General features: G+C 65.2%; 20 protein-coding genes. 15 read left to right on the plus strand and 5 right to left on the minus strand.

Features of this window, described 5'->3' with window-relative positions; all coding sequences use genetic code 11:
- Window positions 1-27: 27 nt before the first annotated feature.
- Window positions 28-519: a beta-class carbonic anhydrase gene (locus GMOLON4_RS01390; protein WP_026936967.1), complete on the plus strand. Its 492-nt coding sequence runs from the start codon at window positions 28-30 to the stop codon at window positions 517-519.
- A gap of 27 nt (window positions 520-546) precedes the next feature.
- Window positions 547-1,443, plus strand: a complete 897-nt coding sequence (locus GMOLON4_RS01395; RefSeq protein ID WP_026936968.1) for an esterase/lipase family protein — start codon at window positions 547-549, stop codon at window positions 1,441-1,443.
- On the opposite strand, the gene GMOLON4_RS01400 is transcribed toward GMOLON4_RS01395, so the two are convergent.
- Together GMOLON4_RS01400 and GMOLON4_RS01405 are read right to left on the minus strand one after the other, a co-directional pair.
- The gene (locus GMOLON4_RS01400) at window positions 1,373-4,828 is read right to left on the minus strand and encodes a DNA polymerase III subunit alpha (protein WP_026936969.1); all 3,456 of its coding nucleotides are present in this window, start codon (window positions 4,826-4,828) and stop codon (window positions 1,373-1,375) included. The genes GMOLON4_RS01395 and GMOLON4_RS01400 overlap by 71 nt on opposite strands.
- Before the next feature lies 1 nt (window position 4,829).
- Window positions 4,830-5,150 (minus strand): DUF6504 family protein, encoded by a 321-nt coding sequence (locus tag GMOLON4_RS01405; protein WP_026936970.1) that lies wholly within the window; start codon window positions 5,148-5,150, stop codon window positions 4,830-4,832.
- A 192-nt stretch (window positions 5,151-5,342) separates the two neighbouring features.
- Between GMOLON4_RS01405 and GMOLON4_RS01410 the strand changes: the two genes are divergently transcribed.
- Together GMOLON4_RS01410 and GMOLON4_RS01415 are read left to right on the plus strand one after the other, a co-directional pair.
- Complete coding sequence (locus tag GMOLON4_RS01410) at window positions 5,343-6,071, plus strand: response regulator transcription factor (protein WP_026936971.1); 729 nt, start codon at window positions 5,343-5,345, stop codon at window positions 6,069-6,071.
- Window positions 6,068-7,576, plus strand: coding sequence for a sensor histidine kinase (locus GMOLON4_RS01415; RefSeq protein WP_051266842.1), 1,509 nt, complete (start codon window positions 6,068-6,070; stop codon window positions 7,574-7,576). Before GMOLON4_RS01410 ends, GMOLON4_RS01415 begins: the two co-directional genes overlap by 4 nt.
- On the opposite strand, the gene GMOLON4_RS01420 is transcribed toward GMOLON4_RS01415, so the two are convergent.
- The 3 genes from GMOLON4_RS01420 to GMOLON4_RS01430 are packed head-to-tail and all read right to left on the minus strand — an operon-like array spanning window position 7,553 to window position 10,248.
- Window positions 7,553-8,830, minus strand: a complete 1,278-nt coding sequence (locus GMOLON4_RS01420; protein ID WP_245575450.1) for an App1 family protein — start codon at window positions 8,828-8,830, stop codon at window positions 7,553-7,555. The genes GMOLON4_RS01415 and GMOLON4_RS01420 overlap by 24 nt on opposite strands.
- A gap of 4 nt (window positions 8,831-8,834) precedes the next feature.
- Window positions 8,835-9,509 carry an SOS response-associated peptidase gene (locus GMOLON4_RS01425; protein ID WP_035732840.1) on the minus strand — a complete coding sequence of 225 codons (675 nt, stop codon included), beginning with the start codon at window positions 9,507-9,509 and terminating at the stop codon, window positions 8,835-8,837.
- 52 nt (window positions 9,510-9,561) lie between these two features.
- A complete protein-coding gene (locus GMOLON4_RS01430) occupies window positions 9,562-10,248 on the minus strand; it encodes a DedA family protein (protein WP_026936973.1) in 687 nt (228 codons plus the stop codon).
- 158 nt (window positions 10,249-10,406) lie between these two features.
- Between GMOLON4_RS01430 and GMOLON4_RS01435 the strand changes: the two genes are divergently transcribed.
- The 11 genes from GMOLON4_RS01435 (at window position 10,407) to GMOLON4_RS01485 (ending at window position 23,668) form a co-directional block, all read left to right on the plus strand.
- Window positions 10,407-11,225 carry a DUF3800 domain-containing protein gene (locus GMOLON4_RS01435; protein WP_026936974.1) on the plus strand — a complete coding sequence of 273 codons (819 nt, stop codon included), beginning with the start codon at window positions 10,407-10,409 and terminating at the stop codon, window positions 11,223-11,225.
- 105 nt (window positions 11,226-11,330) lie between these two features.
- The gene (locus GMOLON4_RS01440) at window positions 11,331-12,227 is read left to right on the plus strand and encodes a dihydrodipicolinate synthase family protein (RefSeq protein WP_026936975.1); all 897 of its coding nucleotides are present in this window, start codon (window positions 11,331-11,333) and stop codon (window positions 12,225-12,227) included.
- Between the two features lie 139 nt (window positions 12,228-12,366).
- Entirely contained in the window at window positions 12,367-14,880 is a 2,514-nt protein-coding gene (gene leuS, locus GMOLON4_RS01445; protein WP_026936976.1) for a leucine--tRNA ligase, read from the plus strand.
- A gap of 120 nt (window positions 14,881-15,000) precedes the next feature.
- A complete protein-coding gene (locus GMOLON4_RS01450) occupies window positions 15,001-15,534 on the plus strand; it encodes an SRPBCC domain-containing protein (RefSeq protein WP_106486584.1) in 534 nt (177 codons plus the stop codon).
- Window positions 15,535-15,725: 191 nt separating this feature from the next.
- The gene (locus GMOLON4_RS01455) at window positions 15,726-16,478 is read left to right on the plus strand and encodes a helix-hairpin-helix domain-containing protein (RefSeq protein ID WP_245575452.1); all 753 of its coding nucleotides are present in this window, start codon (window positions 15,726-15,728) and stop codon (window positions 16,476-16,478) included.
- 68 nt (window positions 16,479-16,546) lie between these two features.
- Window positions 16,547-18,775, plus strand: a complete 2,229-nt coding sequence (locus GMOLON4_RS01460) for a ComEC/Rec2 family competence protein (RefSeq protein ID WP_169516513.1) — start codon at window positions 16,547-16,549, stop codon at window positions 18,773-18,775.
- A 116-nt stretch (window positions 18,776-18,891) separates the two neighbouring features.
- Window positions 18,892-19,797 (plus strand): LysR family transcriptional regulator, encoded by a 906-nt coding sequence (locus GMOLON4_RS01465; protein ID WP_026936979.1) that lies wholly within the window; start codon window positions 18,892-18,894, stop codon window positions 19,795-19,797.
- 46 nt (window positions 19,798-19,843) lie between these two features.
- Window positions 19,844-21,343, plus strand: coding sequence for an MFS transporter (locus GMOLON4_RS01470; protein WP_265576763.1), 1,500 nt, complete (start codon window positions 19,844-19,846; stop codon window positions 21,341-21,343).
- A 34-nt stretch (window positions 21,344-21,377) separates the two neighbouring features.
- Window positions 21,378-22,289: a CoA transferase subunit A gene (locus GMOLON4_RS01475; RefSeq protein WP_026936981.1), complete on the plus strand. Its 912-nt coding sequence runs from the start codon at window positions 21,378-21,380 to the stop codon at window positions 22,287-22,289.
- Window positions 22,289-23,098 (plus strand): CoA-transferase subunit beta, encoded by an 810-nt coding sequence (locus GMOLON4_RS01480; protein WP_051266846.1) that lies wholly within the window; start codon window positions 22,289-22,291, stop codon window positions 23,096-23,098. Before GMOLON4_RS01475 ends, GMOLON4_RS01480 begins: the two co-directional genes overlap by 1 nt.
- 66 nt (window positions 23,099-23,164) lie before the next feature.
- A complete protein-coding gene (locus GMOLON4_RS01485) occupies window positions 23,165-23,668 on the plus strand; it encodes a VOC family protein (RefSeq protein WP_026936983.1) in 504 nt (167 codons plus the stop codon).
- Window positions 23,669-23,736 lie beyond the last annotated feature (68 nt).

Here is a 23,736-nt window from a genome sequence, read left to right on the forward strand (position 1 = left end):
TCGAGAGAAAATCGAAAGGGGCAGCGAATGTCAGAGACCGACATCATGCTTGATGCCAATAAGCAGTACGCCAGCACATACCCGGGCCCGATGGATCTTCGTCCGTCCCGCAAGGTCGCGGTCGTGACGTGCATGGACTCCCGCCTGCGAGTATTCGGCTTGCTCGGCCTCGAGCTCGGTGACGCGCACATCATTCGTAACGCGGGCGGCGTCGTGACGGATGACATTATCCGTTCCGTGACGATTTCGCAGCGCATGCTCGGTACCGAAGAAATCATCCTGATTCACCACACCAATTGCGGCCTGTCGACGTTCTCGGAGGACGAGTTCGACGACCTGCTGATGAGCGAGACCGGGGCTCGCGCACACTGGAAGGCCGAGTCCTTCAAGGATGTGGATGCGAGCGTTCGCGAGTCGATCCGCCGCATCGCGCAGTCGCCGTTTATTGAGCACAAGAACGTGCGCGGTTTCGTGGCGGACGTGGACACTGGTCTGCTCCGCGAGGTGCTCCCCGCGTAGTCCACGAGCCGAAAGGGAGCCCGCGGAATGGCGAAGCCGAAGCGCCGGAGTGTGCGTCACGAGGCGAAGCAGTGGTATCGGTTCGTGCGGTGGCAGGGGTTCCAAGTCCTGAAACAGGTGCCGAAGTGGCGGCGGCAGGCTCGCGGTCAGGCGATCCGCGCGTGGACTTCGGTCGCCGATAGCAGCTATTGGGTGGTGTGGCAGGTGCGCGCGCACGAGATGCGCGTGACTCGGCAGCTGTTTGGCCGTCGCGCCACGCTGCTCGCGCGCCCCGAGGAGGCCGATCCGGCCAAGCCCGTGGTCGTCTCGCTCGCCGGGCTCTTGACCTCGTGGGAGTTCCTCACACCGCTGAACGACGCGCTCGTTGAGCGTGGCTTTCAAGTGGCGGTCGTGCCGCAGCTTGGTCTCAACACCAAGTCGGTGCAATACCTCGCGGAGCACGTCAAGCGGTTCTTGCGCACCCACGGCGACCTCACACCCGTGGTGTTTGTGTCGCACTCGAAGGGTGGGCTGGTTGCGAAGCGCGTGCTGCTCGATGACCCGGACTTTCGCTACGCGGTGGGCGCGGTGACCCTGGCCGCGCCGTTCGCCGGCGCGACGACGGCGAAGTATGTGCGTGGGCTCACGCCGTTGACCCGCGAGGTCGTAACGCTGCGGCCGGGCACTCCGGCGCAGCTCGAGCTTGAGCACATGGATGCGCAGGACCGCCGAATCTCTGCGATCTCGCCGATCTACGACGAGATCGTGGGCCTGCGCGGCAAAGTGCGTGGCGGTTCGAACCGCGCGGTGAGCACGCTTGGCCACAATCGGCTCTTGAGCGATCCGCGCATCCACGGGCTGGTGGAGCGAGAAATCATTCGCCTGTGGGATGAGTGGCAAGCACACTCGAACGCATCGAAGACCAGTCCTCCCACACCCGCTTGAGATCCTGCGCGGCATCGGCCTGCACCGAGACACCGCGGTCGCCCGTGCGGCGCACTTTCCCCTGAATCAGGAGGAGGGGCGTGCCGAAGAGCACGCTGCCGCTGCGCTCTTGCGCATCCTCGAAGAAGGTCGCGTCGGCGCAGCCCGTGCCGTCGTCGACGCTGATGAACACGACCCGCTTGCCCGAGCGCATCGGCGGGGTCTGGGTCGCGACCCGCACGCCGGCGACGGTCACCTCGGTGCCCCCGCGCATCCCGAGCAGCTCGCCCGCGGGGGTGACCCCGAGTTCGTCGAGCAGCGGCCGATAGCTGTCGATGACGTGCTCGGAGAGGTCGAGCGCGAGGACATCGAGCTCGGCCTGCATGCGTTCGCGCGACGTGAGCTCGGGCTCGCCGGTGTGCTCGACCGGCGCGTGGCCGTGGTGTCCCAGCGTGAGTGGGAGCTCGAGCGCATCGGGGGCCGCGGGCTTCGGGCGGATGCGGGGCCGGCGGCGGATCGCGGCGAGCAGCTCGCCCCTGGTCGGGTGCCCCGGCTCGAGCGTGTCGAGCGCGCCGATGAGCGCGAGCCGCTCCGCGAGCGGGCGCGACGGCCTCGCCCGGGTGAGGAAATCGCCGAGGCTCTCATAGGGCGCCTCGGCGATGATGCGCTTGCGCTCGGCCTCATTCATCCCCCGAATCTCCGCGAGGGCGAGGCGGATGCCGAGGTCGCCTGTGCGCGTCGCCCACCCCGGCGGGGTGTTCCGGACGCGCTCGACGACGAAGTGTTCGGTTGAGACCTGCACGTCGACAGGCAGGATGGGCACCCCGATTCTGCGCGCGTCGCCGAGTAGCAGCCGCTTGGGATACATCCCCGGATCGTGGGTCAGGAGCCCCGCGAAGAACTCGGCGGGGTAGTGCGTCTTCAGCCACGCGCTCTGCCAGGTCGGCAGCGCGAAGGCCGCGGCGTGCGCCTTGCAGAAGCCGAAGGAGCCGAAGCCCTTCAGCACATCCCAGATCTCGTCGATCTGCCGGTCGGTGAACTTCCGCTTGCCCGACGCATCCAGGTTCCGAGAGGTCTTCGCGCGGAACTGTTCCTCGATGCCCTCGGCGGAGCGCTCCATGCGCCGGCGCAGCTCGTCGGCCTCGGCGAGGCTGATGCCCATGCACGCGTGGAAAATGCGCAGCACCTGCTCGTGATAGACGACGACGCCGTAGGTCTCGTGCAGGAACGGGCGGAAATCGGGGTGCAGCCACTTCGGCGAGGCGAAGCCGTGCTTCACGTCGAGGAAGGGTCCGACCATGTTGCCTTTCATCGGGCCGGGCCGGAACAGCGAGATATCGGCGATGAGGTCCTCGTACACGTCGGGCTGCATCTTGCCGATGAGCTCGCGCTGGCCGGGCGACTCGATCTGGAACATCCCGAGCGTGTGGGTCGAGCGGATCGCCTCGAACGTGCGCTCGTCGTCCTTGGGAATCTCATCGAGGACGATGTGGCCGGTCGGGGAGACGTAGGACACGTCGGGGCTGAGCCCGCCGCGCACCGCGGCCTGGGCGCCGTGCACCCGCTCGACCTCCTTGACCGCGTACGCGAGGGAGGACTGCATCCGCACCCCGAGCACATCGAGCTTGAGCAGGCCCATGTCGTCGATGTCGTCCTTGTCGTACTGGCTCATCGGCAGGCCGATGCCACTCGGCTGCACCGGGGTGGTCGAGAGCATAGTCGCGTCGCCGAGCAGCACGCCGCACGGATGCATCGAGAGGTGGCGGGGGAGGCGATCGAGCCGCTCGGCGAGGTCGATGAGTAGGTTAAGGTCGCGGTCGGTCTGCGCCTTCTCGGCGAGCTCGGCAAGCTCGGGCTTCTCGGCGAGCACCTCGCGGAACTGGCCCGCGTTGAAGCGCCAGAGCGACTTCGCGATCTCGTCGACGCGGTGGTCCTCGAGCCCGAGCGCGAGGCCGGCGTCGCGTGCCGCCCCGCGCGCTCGGTAGGTCGAGTGCATTGACAGCAGCGTGACGCGCTCGCTGCCGTAGCGGTTGAAGATCGCGCGGTAGATCTCGTGGCGGCGGTCGGACTCGACGTCGATATCGATATCGGGCAGGGTCGAGCGCTTGTTGCCGAGGAAGCGCTCGAACACGAGGTCATGCTCGATCGGGTTCACGTTGGAGACGCGCAGGAGGTAGTTCACGAGGCTCGAGGCGCCCGAGCCGCGCGCCTGATTGCGGATGCCCATGTCGCGGATGAGCTCGGAGACGTTCGCGACCGCGAGGAAATAGGTCGCGAAGCCGAACCCCGAGATCGTGTCGAGCTCCTGGTAGAGCCTGCGCTCGAGCGTCTCGCGCTGGGCGCCGACGGGGGAGTCGAAGCGTTCGTTGAGCGCCGCGAGGCAGCGGTTTCGCAGCACGCGGTCGCTATCGCCGGTGATGCCGAGCACGCCCTGCTCGGGCACCTTCGGCTGGCGCCAGCGCACATCCAGCTCCGGGTCGAGCCGGCAGCGGGCCGCGAGCTCGGCGGTCTGCCCGAGCAGGCGTTCGCGCGCGGCCGAGCCGAGGGATGTGCGGGAGACGATGAGATCGGCGAGGGCGCGCATCCGCTCGGGCGGTTTGAGCCACGCCTGACCGTTTGGCTGGGGCTGAAATTCGCCGAGGGGCTTGAGCGCCTCGGCGGCGTCGAGGACATCCCCGGTGACCGCGTCGTCGGGCTCGAGATAGCGCGCCTGATTCGTGAGGACGGCGGGTACCCGCACGTCGTGCGCGAGCTCGAGCATCGCGGCGGCGTGCGAGAGGGATGCGCTCGTCCCCGGCTCGGTGAGGTGGCAGACGATCTCGACGGCGATCGCGCCGCGCAGGCGCCGCTGCCACTGCCCGAGGCGCTCGCGGGCGCGCTCCTTGTGGCCTGCGGCGAGGGCGCGGCCGACGTCGGAGTGCGGCCCGAGCAGGACGGTGCCGAGCTGCTCGCTACCGTCTCGCCCTGCACCTTGCTGTTCGGTCTCGGCAAGGAGGAAGGGCGCGAACCGCCTCGGCTCGAGGGAGGCGCGGTGCTCGCGCTTCGCCGTCGCGCTCGCTTTGCGCGGCGGCACGTGCGCGGCCGAGATGAGTCGGCACAGGGCCGCCCACCCGAGCCCCGCGTTCGAGCCCAGCGCATCACTGCCGTGCGCGAGCACCGTGACCCGGGCATCCGTCGTGATTCCCTCAGCCGAGCGCAGCGCGAGGTCGACCCCGACGACGGGTGCAATTCCCGCACTGATGCAGGCACGGATGTGCCGGACCGCGCCGTAGAGGCCGTCGCGATCGGTGATCGCCGCTTCGGTCGCACCCCATTCTGCGACCCGGGCGACGAGCTCTTCGGGCCGTGCCGTGCCGTAGTGGTTGGAGTGCGCCGAGGCGACGTGCAGGTGCGGGAACACGCTCATGTCAGGCGAATAACCTCATTTCCAATTCGTCATCCCACGCTTCGGCGAGCTGCCAACTGCCGTCGGGCAGGCGCGTGAGATCGAAGCTGCCGTCGAGCCGAACCCGCGTGCCCTGCAGCGGCACGGCATCCACCCGCCACATTTCGCGTTCGAGCGGGACACCCCCGCCGCGTGGGGCGCGGGCGGCCGAATGCCACCACGCCGTGCGCCCGAGCCACGGCTCAGGCGCGCTCGTGACGCCGTACCAGACGCTCCGCCAGATGAAGCGCACAGGCGCCCCGTCCGACGAGAGGTCGACTTCAATGGGTTCGCTCACAATCATGGTCAAGCCCCTCCATGGTTCTCGAATGGATGTTCGAGAAAGAAGCTAGGTTGAGCCTACGACATACTCGAAAAAGTCACCAGTACCGGTTGCTGTGGACTCGGTTTCAACCGTGCCGATCGCGTTCACAGCCCGGCCATAGCGCAGTCATAGGAAGAGGATGCGCAATGGCACATGATGTTGAATAAGGCCATGAGTCCCGTACCCACGCCCATGAGCAGACCGGACGGCACCCCGATCCGAGCGCTCGTGGCTGACGATGAGGAATACCTCGCCGACCTCCTGCGGATGACGCTCCGCGCCGAGGGCTGGGAGGTGCGCGTCGCGGCCACCGGCAGGCAGGCGCTCGACGCGGTGCGGGAGTTCGTGCCCGACATCATCGTGCTCGACATCATGATGCCCGGCATCGACGGTATGGAGGTGCTGCGGCGGCTCCGAGATGCGAAAGATGACACCCCGGTGCTCTTTCTCACCGCGAAGGAAGACCTCGATGACCGGATCGCGGGAATCGCGGAGGGCGGGGACGACTACGTCACCAAGCCGTTCAGCCTCGAAGAGGTGGTGGTGCGGCTTCGGGCCCTCGTGCGTCGCCACATCAAGGTGCTGTCGGCAGAAGACGAGCACATCCTGCGAGTCGCCGATCTCGAGCTGAACGAGGACACCTACGAGGTCTTCCGCAGCGGTGAGCGGATCACGCTTACCTCGACCGAGTTCGAGCTGCTGCGTTACCTCATGAAAAATCCCCGACACGTGCTCTCGAAGAGCCAGCTGCTTGACGAGGTGTGGGGCTACGACTTCGGCGGGAAGTCGAGCATCGTCGAGCTCTATATTTCCTATCTTCGCAAGAAAATCGACTCGAACGGGGCACCGCTCATCCACACGGTTCGCGGCGTCGGATACACGATCCGCGAGGAAGCATGAGCCAGTCGCCGAAGCCCCCGAAGTCCGAGAAGTCCGAGAAGCCCGCGAGGCGGCCGATGACGCTGCGCCGCAAGCTCGTGCTGAGCTTCGTCGGGCTGCTCGCGCTGTTTGCGATCGTCGTGGGCGCGTTCTCGGTGACGGCGCTGCACCGGGATCAGTTCGATCGGCTCGACGATCAGCTTGCGCAGTCGCTGCGGGCGCAGTTCACGAACCCGCCGCCGGACGGTAATTTCGGGGATGCGGTGGGCGGCAGCCAGCACGAATCGAGGCTCGGCACGCTCGTGCTGATGGCGCTCGACGGCCAGGTGATTCGCGCCGAGTACACCGGCGAGGATGGCGCGGTCACGACCCTCACACAGTCACAGGCGGTCGCCGTGGTGAAGCAGGTGGAGGCCGCGCCGAAGACCGTCTCGGTGCCGGGACTCGGGGCGATGCGCGTGCAGTCCGAGACGCTGACCGATGCGAGCGGAACGCGACTTGTAGTGATCGCCGGGCTGGACGCATCCGACGCCCAAGCAACCACGCGAAACCTCATGATCGTGTATGCGATCGTTGCCGCCATCGCGATCGCCCTGTTCGCGCTGTTCGCATCCAACCTCGTGAGCCGGGCGCTGCGCCCGCTCGGCCGGGTGGCATCGACCGCAGTGAAGGTGTCCGCGCGGCCGCTGGCGGCGGGCGAGGGCACGATCCCAGATCGGGTGCCCGAGGTCGACACCGATCCTCGCACCGAGGTCGGGCAGGTCGGTTCCGCGCTCAATCACCTCCTCGATAGCGTCGAGGATGCGCTGGTCGCCCGCGAGCAAAGCGAACGGCGGCTGCGGCAGTTTGTGGCGGATGCGAGCCACGAGCTTCGTACGCCGCTCGCCGCAATCCGTGGCTATTCCGAGCTGGTTCAGCGCGGGGACGCGAACCTCGACGAATCGCAGCAGCGCTCACTCGAGCGGATCAACTCGGCGTCGGTGCGGATGACCGACCTCGTCGAGGACCTGCTGCTCCTCGCGCGGCTGGATGCGGGGCAGCAGCTACGGCTCGATGAGACGGATCTCACCCGAATCGTGCTGGATGCGATCGCAGATGCGCAGGCCACGCATCCAGACCACGAGTGGGTGCTCGATGCTGAACCCGAAGAACTCCTGGTGCACGGGGACGCCCTGCGACTGCACCAGGTGCTCGCAAACCTGCTGCGCAATGCCGGCACCCACACCCCCGCGGGGACGACCGTCACGGTGTCGACGCGGCGCGACGAAGGCGCGCTTGAGGTCAGTGTGACCGACAACGGGCCGGGGATCGATCCCGACGTGATGCCGAGCATCTTCGGGCGCTTCGTGCGCGGCGACACCGCGCGCGAACGAGGGGCCGAGGGGTCTGGCGGCACTGGGTCGACCGGGCTTGGGCTCGCGATTAGTCAGGCGATCGCGACGGCGCACGGCGGCGAGATTCGCGCGGAGAGCGAGCCCGGGCAGACCAGGTTTACGCTGCGGCTACCGGGCCTCGGTGGCGCCTGACGCGTGGTCCGGCTCGTGCGCCTGGTCGAGCTCCAGCTTGTACTCGTGCTCAACCTCGGCTGGCGGGAAGGGGACGGCCCGTGACGTGTTCGCGAGCGACTCGGAGAGGCCAACCAGCTCGGCGGCCGCGGGGTCCGGATCAAGGATGCCGATGCGTGCGAGTTCTTGGATGAGTTTCGCGCCGTTCGGGCCGTGCACCCACGGCACGTTGCGGTGGTGCCGACGCCAGCGCGCCGAGGTGCTCGCGCGGCCACCGGCGAGCACCGACTCGGTGTTCGACAGCTGGCGAATCGCGATGGCGAGTACGGAGTCGGGAAAGTCGCGGGCGAACTCGCCGTAGAGCTTCTCATCGTGCTGGCCGTCATCGCCGATGAGCAGCCATTTCACGTCGGGGAAGTCTTCGGCGAGGCGGCGCAAGTTCGCGCGCTTGTGGTCGGTGCCCGAGCGGAAAAGGCGCTGCGGTACCGGCCCCCAGTCGGTCAGCAGCAGCGGGCCGAACGGGTAGAGATTTCGTCCGAGAAAGCGATTGAGCGTCGGCGCGACGTTCCACGACCCGGTCGAGAGGTAGACGACCGGCGTGGTCTCTTGCCCGAATTTCGAGACGAGGCGCTGGTACAAAACGTTCATGCCAGGCACCGCCACACGCGCGTGCTCGTCGAGCACGAACGTATTCCACGCCGCGAGGAGCGGGCGGGGAAGCGAGGTCACCATCACGGTGTCGTCGATATCCGACACGATGCCGTAGCGCTGTTCCTTTGGCTTGATGAACACCGGCGCCTCGGAGATTTGCCCGTCGACGCTCTCGAGATGGATGGTGTGCCAGCCCGGTTCGAGGTTCACCTCGATCGTCTGGTCGATGATGCCGCCGCGGTCCGACTCGAACTGGTGGGTTGAGCCGTTGATGTGCACGGTCACCTGGCTATAGGGCACCGCGACACGCACGAAGCTGCGCCAGCCGCGCACGAGCTGTTCCTTATTCCGCCGCAAGAGGAGCGTTGGGAAACGCCGCCGGCCGGTGCGTCGGAGGGCAGCCGGGATCATCTGCACGCGGCCGAGTACCCGCACTCGCGTGTTCGAGCCAATGCCCGTGTACGTCTCGACAACTTCGAGGTGCCCGCGTTCCCGTGCCCGACGCATCCGAAACCGCTTGATCGAGTCCTCGACTCGGAAAGCATTATTGACGAAGACACGAATGAACGGGATGCTCGCGATGAGCTCGCCAAGGGTGCGGCGTGGGCGGTGCTTCGGATTCACCCAATCAGTCTTCCACGACTGGGGAAACCAAATCTTGGCCAGACTCCCGAACGTTCCCAACTCGACGGTCTACGGGATGCATCGTGAGCGACCGCGCGACCGTTGCGGCCCGATCGGCAAAGTCCGACACGAGCTGCTGATCGCCCGGAGTGTCCTCGGCAAGCCACGTCGGCACATCCTGCTTCGTCATAAAGACCGGCATGCGATCGTGCAGATTCTTCATCTCGTCGCCGGCGGAGTCGCGGGTGAGGATGGTCGCGGAAAGCAGCCACTCATCCTCGGGCGTGCGCCACCACTCGTAGAGCCCGGCGAACAGCATCAACGAGCGGTCCTCGGGGTAGATGAAGTACGGCTGCTTGGTGCCGTCAGCTCGCTTGCGCCACTCGTAGTAGCCGTCGACAGGGATGACCCCACGGCGCTTGACGACCGCATCCCGAAACGTCGGCTTCGACGCGGCGGTCTCGCTGCGCGCGTTGATCGCCCGCACGCCCACCGAGATGTCCTTTGCCCAGCGCGGGACGAGCCCCCAGCGCGCGAGCTCGAGTCGGCGGATGCCCTTTGACTCGACGACGAGGGGGATGCGGTTGGTCGGCGCGACGTTATAGGACTCCGGGATCGGTTCTTCCGGAACCTGCTCAATGTCGAGCTCCACCGCGAGATCCGCGCTCGCCCTTGCCACTACAAACCTGCCGCACACACGCTCAGGTTAGACCGCGATCTCGAGAGGGCGCTTAGTGGTCCGACTTCTCGATGCCGTCGGACTTCTCGATGCCGTCGGACTCCTCGATGTCCTCGGAGAAGCGGCGGCCGAGCCACCGTTTGCCGAGCCACACGATGAAGAGGAAGACACCGATGATGGCGATGAAGATATAGCCCGCCCAGCTCAGCTGCGAGCTGAGCTGCTGGTAGCTCGCGGTCGCCGCGGCGCCCACCGAGACGTAGGCGAATGCCCAGATGATGCACGCTGGCGCGGTCCATTTCATGAACGTGCGATACCGCATCCCGGCGATGCCGGCCGTGGCCGGCACGATCGAGTGCAGCACGGGGAGGAAACGGGATACGAAGACCGCGAGGCCACCGCGATTCTGGAGGAAGTTCTCCGCGGCCTGCCAGTTCCTCGCGCCAATCTTTCGGCCGAGCCAGGATTTCTTGATCGGCTCACCGAGGAGCCGCCCGAGCCAGTAGCCGAGCGATTCACCGATGAGCGCACCGACAATCGCCGCCGCTACAAGTCCACCCCACATGCCCCAGCTCGTGACCGCGGTGGAGGCGACGAGCAGCACGGAGTCGCCAGGAATGACGAGCCCGATAAGGATGCTCGTCTCGAGCATGATCGCGAGTCCGGCCACCAATACGACGAGAACCGGGTTCATCTGCTGCACGGCGCCAATCAACCAGTCGAGCAGATTATTGACCATCCCTGCAGCTTAAAAGCGAAACCTGAACAGTTTCGGTGGCTCGGGGCCGGGTGGCTCGGTGGCTGGGGCCGCGGTCGACGCGCGATGTCGGAGGCCGCTGGCAGACTTTCGATAATTCGTTCGAATGTTGCTCGTGCGGCTCGCTCCGGAGGTATCCCGTGGTCACCAGCTCAGCTCGTGAAGTCCGTCGGCCGCTACTGGAGCGCGCGTATGCGCAATCGAAGTCCTCCCACGTCGCATTCGTCGACGAGAGCTACCTCGCCCCTGCCGCACTGGAGCGTCGCGGGTGGGCCGGGAGCCAGCCGTTTTATTTGCTCACCGCCTTCGTCGCGCCATTCGCCGAGGCGGATGCGATTCGTTCCGGTCTCCGCGAGCTGGTCGGCGGCGACTTCTGGCGCTCTAGCGAGGCGAATCGCAGCCCGGCGGGGCGAGCGAGGCTGCGTCGGCTCATCGAGCATGTGGCGCATGGTCCGCGCGGCACGGTTTCCTTGGTCGCGGTGAAGGCGCCGGTGTCGGCGGAGGATGCGAATGCGGAGGTGGCGCGGTCGGAATGCATGGCGCGACTCTTCGCGACGCTGTTTGCCGGCACCCACGCGCCGCAACTTGACCTCGTCGTGGCTGAGGAACGCCACCGGGCGTCGGTGCGATCTGCCGATGAGCGCACCGTCAAGCAGCTGCGCAAGGCGGGGCACATCGGTCGCAACGATCGCGTGTTCTGGGCGTCTCCCGCCGACGAGCAGCTCCTGTGGGCGCCAGACATCGTCTCCTACGCCCTCTACCGACAGCTCACGGTCGGCGGTGGTGAATACCTCACCCGCGCCCTGCACTCCAGAATCAAGACGGTGACCGTCGACGGTATGCACGGCCGAGAAGAGGCGGCGGAGGTGAGAGCGGCCCCCGCGTGCCGTAGCACTCAAGGCGGGGGCCACATCCGTAGTCGGGCCGAAACGACTGGAGCACGGACGATTGCTCAGTGACAGCCTATTCGAGGGGAAAACGCGGTGCAAGCAGCCGAGCCGCGCCGGCCAGCGTTGTGCGGGGAAACAGTTCGCTTGGCAGGCCTGCCTGCCAGGATGTGACGCATGTTCACCGGAATGATTGCCTTCCCACTGACGCCACTTCGCGAAGACTCGATCGACGAGGATGCATACCGTCGCATCATCTCGCGGCTCGCGGCCGCCGGGGTGGATGCCATCGGCGCCCTCGGGTCGACCGGCTCCTATGCCTACCTTGACCGTGAAGAGCGGCGGCAGGTGGCAATAGCCACGGTCGAGGAGGCGGGGGAAGTCCCAGCCATTGTCGGCATCGGCGCGACCCGCACCTCACACGTGCAGGCGCTCGCGGAGGATGCGCAGGAGGCGGGCGCCGACGCGGTGCTGTTGGCTCCCGTGAGCTATCAAGCGCTCACCGGGGACGACGTGTTTGCACTTTATGAGCGGGTCACGGCCGGGCTCTCGGTGCCGCTTGTCGTGTACGACAACCCCGGCACCACGCACTTCACCTTTTCGACCGACCTCTACGCGCGAATCGCCGCGCTGCCGAACGTCGCCGCGATCAAGATTCCACCGCCACCCGCCGACGAGGTGGCAGGCCGGATCGCGACGATTCGCGCGGCCGTGCCCGAACACATCCGTATTGGTATCTCGGGGGACAACCGTGCCGCCGCGGCGATGAACGCGGGCGCCGACTCCTGGTTCTCGGTGATCGGCGGCACCCTGCCGCAGCCTGCGCTCGAGATTACGCGTGCCGCGCTCGCGGGCGATGCCGCTCTCGCCGAGGTCGAATCCGCGCGCCTGCAACCGCTGTGGGACCTCTTCGGCGCGCACGGCAGCTACCGCGTCACGGCGGCGCTCGCGGAGCACCTTGGCCTCGTCCCACAGCGCAGCCTCCCGCATCCGATCCTGGGGCTCGGGGATGCGGATCGTGCCCGACTCGGGGACGTGATTGACGAGCTTGACCTCGGGACGCGCATCCGCTGACCCCACCCGAATCTGGGCCCCGCGCATCCGCTGACCCCACCCGAATCTCGGCCCCGCGCATCCGTGTCGCCTCCTCGCTAAACTGGGGAGGTTGCATCCGCACCTGCCGAAAGCCGCTTTCGTCGAAAGAAGAACCGCAGTGACCGTTGAACGAGACGACGTCCAGCCCGAGGACACGTACGATTTCCGCCGCCTCGAGGCAAAATGGCGTCCGATCTGGGACGAGCTCGACCCCTTTAATACCTCGAAGAACGAGGACGACCGCCCCCGGAAGTACGTGCTGGACATGTTCCCGTACCCCTCGGGCGATCTGCACATGGGGCACGCGGAGCAGTACGCGCTCGGCGACGCGGTCGCGCGCTACTGGCGCCACCGCGGCTTCCAGGTGCTGCACCCGATCGGCTGGGACTCCTTCGGACTGCCTGCCGAGAATGCCGCGATCAAGCGTGGCGGCGACCCCCGAGAATGGACCTACGAGAACATTGCCCAGCAGCGTGACTCGATGCAACGCTATGCCGCGAGTTTCGACTGGAGCCGGGTGCTCCACACCTCCGACCCCGAGTACTACAAGTGGAACCAATGGCTCTTCCTCAAGATGTACGAGAAGGGCCTCGCATACCGCAAGGAATCCAGCGTTAACTGGGACCCGGTCGACCAGACCGTGCTCGCAAACGAGCAGGTCCTCGCCGACGGCACGAGCGAGCGCTCGGGCGCGATCGTCGTCAAGAAGAAGCTGACCCAGTGGTTCCTGCGCATCACCGACTACGCCGACCGGCTGCTCGAGGACCTCGACGCACTCGAGGGCAAGTGGCCGCACAAGGTCCTCACGATGCAGCGCAACTGGATCGGTCGCTCGTACGGCGCCGACGTCGAGTTCGCGATCGAGGGCCGCGACGAACCCGTCTCGGTCTTCACGACCCGCCCCGACACGCTCTATGGCGCGACCTTCATGGTGGTCGCTCCGGATAGTGACCTCGCGGAGGAACTCGCTGCCACCGCATCCGCCGAAACCCAGGAGCGCTTCCGCGAGTATCTCGTCGAGACGCAGTCGATGGGTGCGATCGACCGCCAGAACGCGGATCGTCCGAAGACTGGCGTGTTCCTCGAGCGCTACGGCATCAACCCGCTGGACGGCTCGCGGCTGCCGATCTGGACCTCCGACTACGTGCTCGCCGACTACGGCCACGGTGCGATTATGGCCGTGCCCGCGCACGACCAGCGCGACCTCGACTTCGCGCGCGCCTTCGACTTGCCGATTCAGGTTGTGGTCGAGCCGGTCGACCCCGAAGAGGGTGTCGAATACGACCCGGCCGTGACCGGCGTGGCGCTCGCGGGCGACGGCCAGCTCAGCAACTCCGGCGAACTTGACGGGCTCACGAAGGATGCGGCGATCGCGAAGGCGATCGAGCTCCTCGGCGAGCGTGGCACCGGCCGTGCGGCGAAGAACTACCGTCTGCGCGACTGGCTCATCTCGCGCCAGCGTTACTGGGGCACGCCCATCCCGATCGTCTACGACGAGGATGGCAACGAGGTGCCCGTGCCCGAGTCGGAGCTGCCGGTGCGCCTGCCCGACGGTGCTGGCCTCGACCTCAAGCCCAAGGGCTCTTCGCCCCTCGGCGCCGCGACCGAGTGGAAGACCACGACGACGCCCGATGGCCGCCCCGCGGTGCGCGACACCGACACGATGGACACGTTCGTCGACTCGTCCTGGTACTTCCTGCGCTTCCTATCACCGAAGAACGACGAGGTGGCGTTCGACCAGGAGGAGCTCGCGAAGTGGGCTCCGGTTGACCAGTACATCGGCGGTGTGGAGCACGCGATCCTGCACCTGCTTTACGCGCGCTTCATCACGAAGGTGCTCTACGACCTCGGCTACGTCTCCTTCACCGAGCCGTTTACCGCGCTGCTCAACCAGGGCATGGTCGTGCTGAACGGCGCGAAGATGTCGAAGTCGAAGGGCAACTTCATCAAGCTCGGCGACGAGCTCAACGAACACGGGGTGGATGCGGTGCGCACCACGATGCTCTTCGCCTCGCCTCCTGAGGAGGACGTCGACTGGGCGGATGTGTCGGTCTCGGGCTCCGGGAAGTTCCTCGCCCGCGCGTGGCGACTCGCGGACGACGTGACCTCTGAGCCCGGCGCTGATTTCGCATCCGGCAACAGCGACCTGCGTCGCGTCACCGCGCGTGTGCTCGATGAGGTGCCGAAGCTCGGCGAGACGTTCAAGTACAACGTGATGATTGCGCGCCTCATGGAACTCACGAACGCGACGCGGAAGGCGATCGACGGTGGTGTTGGTGCGGCCGATCCCGCCGTGCGCGAGGCGACCGAGACGGTCGCGATGATGCTCGACATGTTTGCGCCGTACGTTGCCGAGGAGATGTGGGCGAAGCTCGGGCACGAGCCCTCGGTCGCCCTGGTCGAATGGCCGGTGGCCGACCCGGCGCTGCTCGTAGAGGACTCCGTCACCGCCGTGGTGCAGATCAACGGCAAGGTGCGCGACTCGTTCGATGTCGCGCCCGACATCGACGAGGAGACGTTCAAGCAGCTCGCGCTCGAGACGCAGGGCGCGCAGCGCAACATCGAGGGCAAGGAGATCGTGAAGATCATCGCGAAGGCGCCGAAGTTCGTGAACGTGGTCGTGAAGGGTTAATCGGGCTAATCGGCCGACGCTTCTTGGCGTGGCAGCGGGTCGCTTTCGGCTCACTACCACGCCGTTTGCGTATCGTGGCCGGGCCGGATATTTCGGCGCCAGACAGACGATGGAGGGGCCATGATCGACGATCACACACGCGAACGAGTGTCCGAAGCGATCGGCTCGCTGCCGGTGACGGCGACGATTCAGGATGCACCGAACGGGCTATCGCTCCACATGACGCTGCCACTTGCGCACACGCGAGACGAGGTCTGGGCCGCAATCACGGAGCCGGCCGTGCTCGCGGGCTGGTCGCCGATCGTGCCGGACCGGCCGCTATCGGCGGTCGGACCCGCGGTATCGCACGAGAACCCGGAGGACGAGCCGGTTGATGCCTCGGTGCTTAGCGTGGTCGCGGGCGAGGAACTCCGGCACCGCTGGGGCGACGGGCAGGTCAGTTGGCGCGTCGATGCGGTCGAGGGCGGCGTGACGCTCGTCTTGGAGCAGGAATTCGACTCCCGCGAAATGGCCGCGATGACGGCCGCGGGCTGGCACGTGTGCTTCGCCGTCCTCTCGCTGCAGCTCGACGGCGAGGCCGTCGGCCGGGTCGTCGGGATGGATGCGATGGCGGTCGGTTGGGAGGGTCTGCGGGATCGGTACGCCGCGGTGTAGGTGCGCGCCGCGTGGGTGCCTAGGTCTGCATATGTGCGTGTCGCGTGTGACTGTGATGGCGCATCCTGCCGGATTTGCTGGAGCGCGCTCGTTGGCCTGGGTGGTCGCGATGACGGCTGTGGATAGCGGGTTACGCACAGCCATGACGTGATCCCGACGACCTTCACCGCACGGCTCGCTACATTGCCCGCGTGGAAGAGATCACGAAGGCGAGTGACGAGGAGCTGGCTCGGCTCTTCGCGGAACCGCAGCGCCCGCGGATCAAGGTCGGCGCTGGCGCCGCGGTGGTGCTCGGGCTCGTCGCCTGCGCCGTGGTCGTGCTCATGCTGGCGCTGCAGCCCCGTTCAGCGATTGGCGTGCCCTCGGACGCGGCGATGCCGACGCCTTCCCCGACGTCGACTGCGGCACCCGAGTCGGCGGCTGAGACTGCAGTCGAGGTGCCGACTTCCGGAACGCTCGTCCACGTGCTCGGGGCCGTCGTATCGCCGGGCGTGTACGAGCTGGGGCCGAACGCTCGCGTGGTCGATGCGATCACGGCGGCCGGTGGACTGCAGGATGAGGCGGATACCGCCCAGATCAACCTCGCCCGGCCCGCGATTGACGGCGAGCAGATCTACGTGCCGAAGGTGGGGGAGACGCCGCCTGCAGTCTCCGACGTGGCTGCCGAGCCGGGTGCCGGGGATGCGAGCGGGTCCGGGGGAGCTGTTGGCGGTTCGAGCGGTGGCGGCGGCTCGAGCGGCGGTTCCAGCGGCGGCCTGGTCAACATCAACACCGCAAGCTCGGCGGAGCTCGAGACACTCCCTCGCATCGGCCCGGCAATGAGTCAAAGGATCATCGACTTTCGCGAGCTCAACGGCGGCTTCACCTCGATCGAGGAGCTGAAGCAAGTCAGCGGCATCGGGGATACGACGTATGAACAGCTCGCACCGCTCGTCACGGTATGAACGCGGCGCCGAGGCAGGCCGACTGGCGCCTGATTTTGCCGGCCGTTAGCGCGTGGTGCGCGGGCTGGGTGGCGACGGAGTTTCTGACCGCCGCGGCCGGTATTGCGTTGGGACTCCTCGCCGCGACACTCGTGGCGGTGTGCTTCGTTCGGCGCGCCGCCTGGGTCGCGATTACCTGCGTGCTCCTCGCAGCCGCTGCCCTCGTGGCGGCGTCGGCCGCGGCGCGAGGTGACTCGCGCGTCCCCGAACCTGTCGCTGTGGCGATCGATGGCGGCGAGCGAGTGACGCTGGATTTTGTGCTGGCCGGACTGCCGCGCGAGGGCGCCTACGGCCATCGACTCCCGGCGACGCTCACGGCGATTGACGGTGTTCCCGCGACGGCCCCGGTACTCGTGTTCGCCGACCTCCCGGAGGGCTCCCCGGGGATTGGCGTTGCGATGCGAGTCACTGCCGCCCTCGAGCCCACAAGCTCGGGCGACGACGTCGTCGCGCTCGCGTTCGCGAAGGGACCGGTCGAGCTCGTGGCGGGTGCGCATCCCGTACTGGAGGTTGGAAACCACTTGCGCGCGAAGTTCATCGAGACTGCGAGACAGCTGCCCGGTTCTGGCGCGATGCTCGTTCCGGGCCTCGCCGTCGGGGACGAGTCCCTTGTCGACGACGAACTGGATCGCGCGATGAAGGCGAGCTCGATCACACACCTGACGGCAGTTTCTGGCTCAAACATCGCGATCATCGTCGTGGGGGTGGTCGGCCTCGGGCGACTGTGCGGGTGGTCAAGGCCGGTGCGAATCGCCGCGGCGGGGTTCGTGCTCGCCGGATTCGTGCTGCTCGTCACGCCGCAGGGCTCGGTGATTCGCGCCGCAGCAATGGCCGTGATCGTCCTGGCGCTCGAGGCGGTGTCTCGGCCGGTCGCCGGGGTGCCGGTGCTCGCACTCGCGGTGATCGTGTTGTTGGTTGCGGATCCGTGGTTGTCTCACGATTACGGCTTTGCACTCTCCGCGGCGGCCACTGGCGGACTCCTCATCGGCACGCGCCCGGTTGCGAAGTGGCTCGAGCTGTGGCTGCCACCGCCGATCGCGCTGCTCATTGCGGTGCCGATGGTGGCGCAGCTCGCGTGCCAACCCATCCTGCTCATGCTGGATGCGACGCTGCCGGTCTATGGCGTCGTTGCGAATCTCCTGGCCGCACCAGCCGCGCCGATCGCGACGGTGGTGGGGCTCGGCGCGTGTCTCATCGGCGCCATCGCACCGCCGGTCGGGCTCGCGATCGCGTGGGTCGCGTGGCTACCGGCGCAATGGATCGCGCTGATCGCCGAGACCGTGGACCAACTGCCGGCGGCGAGCGTGCCGTGGCTTGCGGGGCCGTTTGGCGTGCTCTCGTGGGTCGCGCTGTGCGTTGCGGTCTGGCTGGCCTTGCGACGCCGCACGCCCCTGCCGGTGAGGAAGGCTCTCGCGGTCGGACTCGCATTTGCGCTCCTCTTCGCGACGACGCAAATCACGCTGACCAATTTGCGGCGTCCCGTCGACTGGCGGGTCGTCGCGTGCGATATCGGGCAGGGGGATGCGCTGCTCGTGCGCAGCGGCGATGCCACGGTGTTGATCGATACCGGCGAGGATACGGAATTGCTCCACGCTTGTTTCGCCGAGTTCGGCATCGACCGAATCGATCTGCTTGTGCTGAGCCATTTCGACATCGATCACTCAGGAGCGGTGGGGGAGCTGCGCATCCCGGTGACGGCCGCGTGGCTGCCGGACACAGAGGAGGCTCGCCGGGAACCCGTCACGACGTTACTCGAGGGCGCAGGCATCGCCGTGTACTTCGGCGCGCGCGGCGACTCGCTCGAGCTGGGCGACCTGCAGTGGCGGGTACTGAGCCCGAAACGCAGCAGCGACGGCGGCCCGTCATTCGCGGAAGGTAATGACTCCAGCCTGACGCTCCTGGCTGAACCCACCGCATCCTGCGTGGCGTCTTGCCTCAGCCTGATCGTCCTTGGCGACCTGGGGGAGTCAGCGCAATCGCCGCTGCTCGGCGAACCCGTCGCTGCCGACATCGTCAAGGTCTCACACCACGGCTCGCGGGACCAGAACGCCGCGCTCTATGCCGAGATCTCCGCGGCGGTCGGCCTGATTTCAGTCGGCGAAGGAAACGGTTACGGCCACCCCACTGAAGACGCACTCGGGATGCTCGCCACCTCTGGCACTGCCTCGTTCCGTACCGACACCCAGGGCCACCTCGCGGTCTTCGGCGACCGCGACAACATCCAGATCTGGACGAGCCGCAGCGAGCTGTCTAGGTGACCTAAATTCGGCGTCACCCGTGGTCGGGTGAGTCAGCTGACGAAATTGCGAGCTCTCCGCGCTACGCGAACGCGACGGTCCCGGTGGGCTGATGACTCGCTTGTAGGATCCCGGACATGGAGATACGGCATATTCGAGCCTTTGTGGCCTTGGCCCAGGAGCTACATTTCGGTCGCGCGGCGGAGCGCTTGCACCTCGCGCAGCCTTACTTGAGCCGACAGATTTCCCAACTCGAACGCTCCCTCGACGCGACACTGTTTGACCGTTCGACTCGAACGGTCACGCTTTCCTCGGTTGGCGAGGCCTTCTTGCCTGCCGCGAAGCAGGCGCTCAACAGCTTTGATGCGGCGAAAGCCATCGTCGCGCAAGCAAGGGACGGCGAGATCGGGCTTGTCCACATTGGTATTGGTGGAATCGCCATGCAATCGCTCCTTCCGATCGCGGCCTCATCCCTGCGGGAACGGAAGCCTGGTATCACGCTGTCCATTACGTCGGGGGTATTCTCGCGTGACGGACTGCACCGCGTCCTGGACGGCGATCTGGATATCGCATTCGTTCGCGGGCCAGACCAGATCGAAGGGGTTTCGAGTCGGGTGGTTGAGAACGAGCGACTTGTCCTGGCTGTTCCGCCTAATCACCAGCTTGCCAGTAGCGAGGGAGTGCCACTTACTGAACTCGCAAACGAAGAATTCGTCGGCTATCCGCAAAATGAGTCATCGACTACGCTCCGAGATTTCGTTAATTACGCGTGCATGGACAACGGTTTTACTCCGAAGTACGTGCAGTTTGGTTCCGAGACAAGCGCCATCCTTTCGATGGTCGCCGCCGGTCTGGGAGTGGCACTGACGGTGAGTTCAGTGGTTGGTCACGTAGCGCACAACGTGAAGTTCGTGCCGCTTGCAGGGAAACAGTATGTGAGCCCCTCCACGATTGCTTGGAATCCCCAGCGGCTGACGCCCGCAACGAAAGCTGTCTTGGAAGTCCTCAATGAGGTGATGCCGACGCCGGATGAAGACTTATAACCAATGTCTTCTAAATATTCGCACAACTAGGTATTGGCATGCATAGGTGGAGTCGGGTGACTATGGATGCAGGTCCCCAAACCGGTCACTCTCGTCGCGAAGTTGCGGCCTGTGCCAACGTCCGGGACCGTCCTGGAACCTGATCTACCTGGAGAATCCAAAGACGTCTATATCGAAGGCGGAGACAGTGCAGTCACCGCACTCTGAACAATCGAATTCCTCGTCGGTGCAGGCATTGCCCAAAAAAGAGATGCGGCGAACCTCGTGGTCGACCTGGCTGGGAACGTCGATGGAGTACTACGACCTGACGCTCTACGGTCTCGCCGCGGCGCTCGTGTTCGGGCCGCAGTTCTTCCCCGAGCAGGATCCAGCGGTAGCGCTCCTATCTAGCTTCGCTATTTATGGCTCCGGCTTCCTCATCCGTCCGCTTGGTGGGATCTATTTCGGCTACCTTGGCGACAAGTTGGGCCGCAAGTTCGTGCTCGTCGTGACAATTGCCATGATGGGAATCGGGACCGCCGCAATCGGCCTGCTGCCGACGTATGCGCAAGCCGGACTCTGGGCGCCGGCCCTGCTCGTTGTGCTTCGACTCGTTCAGGGATTCGGGTCCGGCGCGGAGCTCGCCGGCGCTTCACTGCTCATGGTCGAGTCTGCGCCCACACACAAGCGCGGTCTCTTCGGCGCGATCGTCGGGCTCGGTACCAATTCCGGTACTCTGCTGGCTACGGCGAGCTGGACTGCCATCAGCCTCTTGCCTCAAGACGTGTTGATGGACTGGGGCTGGCGAATCCCATTCGTCGCAAGCATCATCACCACCGCTGTTGCGATGTATCTGCGAGTCGCAGTGAAGGAATCGCCGGTTTTCGTCGAAATTCGTCAAAATCGAGCCGAAAACGTCGCGGCAACGAAAGCACAGACTTCGCTCTGGGCCGACGTCAAGGCATCGAAACGAACCTTTATTGTCACGCTCGCGATCCGAATTGCCGAGAATTCCGGTCCCTATCTCATCAAGACCTTTCTCGTCGGGTACGTTGCAGCGACCATCGGGATTCATGGCAGCGCCGCGACCACAGGCATCCTCATCGGTACTCTGTTGGGATTCGCCGTCATACCTCTGACTGGCCACCTCACTGACCGCTTTGGTCGCAAACCCGTGTATCTCTTCTGGACAATCTTCCAGTTCCTCTTTATCGTGCCTGCCCTTGCGCTGATCCACACGGAGAACGCGTTCTGGATTTCAGCGGTGTTCGTAGTCTTTATCTGCGGCTCGACGCCCGGCCCATTCGTCGTGGAAACGTCTTGGTTTGTCGAAATCTTCGGGGCAAAGCGCCGCTACACCTTCATGTCGTTGGTGAAGGAAGTGGGTTCAATCTTTGCAGGGGGTCTTGCTCCCTTCATCGCCGCTGCAGTTGTGGCAGCGAGCACGGATAGCTGGCTGCCTATCGCAATCGTGATGATGGCCTACCCACTGATCGGCATCATCGGCGCAATCTTCGCGCCGGAAACCCGCGGCCGCGACCTGACCCTCGAGCAGGATGCATTCTGACGTCGGTAGTTCTGCTACTCGAAAGGACACCATCGTGGATAAAACCACTTCACTTCATGACGCAATTGCCAAGTATGTTCGCCCGGGAATGACCATCGCGCTGGAAGGATTTGGACACCTCGTCCCGGTCGCCGCCGCGCACGAAATCATCAGGCAACGAATCCAAGGACTCACGCTTGCGCGCATGTCCGGCGAATTGTTCATCGACCAATTACTGGCGGGCGAATGCCTTGACAAGATCATCATCTCGTTCATGGGGAATAGCTCTGCCGGGTCGCTGCAAGAAGTGCGCAGGCGGGTTGAAAAGCAGTATCCACGATCGCTTGAGATTGAGGAATACAGCCATGGTGGCCTCGTTGCCCGTTACCTCGCTGGTGCGTCGAAACTACCGTTCATGCCGACCAAGTCCTATCGCGGTAGCGACATGGTTGTAGGGCACGAAGGTATTCGCGAGGTCATCGACCCATTCACGGGTGAGTCTTTCTATGCGGTAGCGCCGTTGAACCCGGACGTGTCGATAATTCATGCGCAGCGCGCGGACCGCCACGGGAACGTGCAGGCCTGGGGCATCCTCGGTATGCAGCAGGAAGTTGCGTTCGCCGGACGCAAAGTGATTGTGACCGTGGAAGAGATCGTGGATGACGAGGTCATCCGATCCGACCCGAATCGCACGATTGTGCCAGCCACGATTGTCGATGCCGTTGTTGAGGTGCCGTGGGGCTCCTTTCCTTCGTCCGTCCAGGGCTACTACAGCCGAGACGATGCGTTCATCCGCCAATGGGCAGAGCTCGCGCGCGACCACGATCAGATTGTGGAGTGGCTTGACACGAACATCCACGCGACGGCGTCATATGCGGAGTGGGTCGCGCTACAAGAACCGCAGCGCTGGCGTGAACTCGCCGTCACGCCCCAATACTCGCAACCAGTCAATTACGGGAGTCGATAATGAGCACAATCGAACTTCAGGAGCATCCTGACCTGGCCGTTTCGAGGCCCTATACGAACACCGAGCTGTTGTCGGTCGTGGCGGCCCGTGAGCTCGCCGGTCGTCGCGTCGTATTCGCGGGGCACGGCCTGCCAACATTGGCCGTTGCTCTCGCCCAACAGACCGTTTCGCCCGAGGTCGAGATCGTCTACGAATCCGGCATCACGGGCGCTCATCCGCAAGAACTCCCGCGGGCCGTATCGGACTCGGTTCTCGTGTCAGGCGCGGAATGCGTCATGGGGATGCCCGCCCTGTTCAATTACATGCTGCAGGGAAACCGGATTGAAGTCGGGTTCCTCGGCGCCGCCCAGGTCGACCGCTACGGGAGTCTCAACTCATCCATCATCGGTTCCGATGTCGACGCTCCTGCGGCTCGCTTGCCGGGATCAGGGGGAGCGGTCGAGGTAATGGCGAATTGCGGGGAGGCGTTCCTCGTCATGCGTCGACACACCGCGCGAACCTTCGTCGAACGACTGGACTATTGCACGTCACCGAGTCCACATCGCGCAGCGGAGCACGCGACTGGACCGATGCCATCCGGCCGGGGTGTGACCCGGGTCATCACCGATCTGGGAATCATGTCGAGAGAACCTCCGGACGAGGAACTGCGGCTTACGAGCATCCACCCCGGTGTGCAGGTCGAAGAGGTGCGGCGCGCAACGGGCTGGGACCTACAGATTGCAGCGGACCTCGTCACAACACCGGAACCCACAGAAAGCGAACTCGCCATTCTGCGAGAGCTTGACCACGACCGAGTTTATTTGCGCTAGCAACACAACGAGCCAATTGTTTCGGACACCATTTTTCAACCTACTCACTCATCTATGGAGGAACTCATGACTAGCACTACGATCGATCCACTTGCCACCGCCGAGCTGGAATATCCGCGCGAACGCTATCCGCACAATTCACCAGCTCGATATCACCTCCAGCACGCGCATCTTCTTTCTCACGACCTCGACGCAGCAGTTGAATTTTGGACCAAATGGTTTGACGCCGAGGTCAAATGGGACGGTGGATATGCCGGCGCACGAAATGTCTTCATGAAGATCGGAATCGGTGCGCTGCATTTCTACGAACAGCCCCCGAAAGACGAAGGCAAAGGGGCGATTCACCACCTTGGGGTTCAGGTTGTCGGGATCGAGGACCTATTCGCTCGCATGTCGGCTGCCGGGCTCGACATGGGACCGAAACCTGGAATCCGCGAATCTGTTGGGTCGAAGTACTTCATGTTTATGGCGCCGGACAATATTCTCTTGGAACTCTTTGAAGTGAGCGCGGGCCGAGACGATGCCGTGCTCGAGTATTACGGAATGCCGAAAACGGACGCCGCTGAATAACCGCGCGCCGATTCGCAGCGCCATCAGGCACCGCTCGAGAACCGCGCATGGTGAGAGGTCTGGTCGAA

It is taken from the genome of Gulosibacter molinativorax (genome assembly GCF_003010915.2).
Taxonomy (GTDB): domain Bacteria; phylum Actinomycetota; class Actinomycetes; order Actinomycetales; family Microbacteriaceae; genus Gulosibacter; species Gulosibacter molinativorax.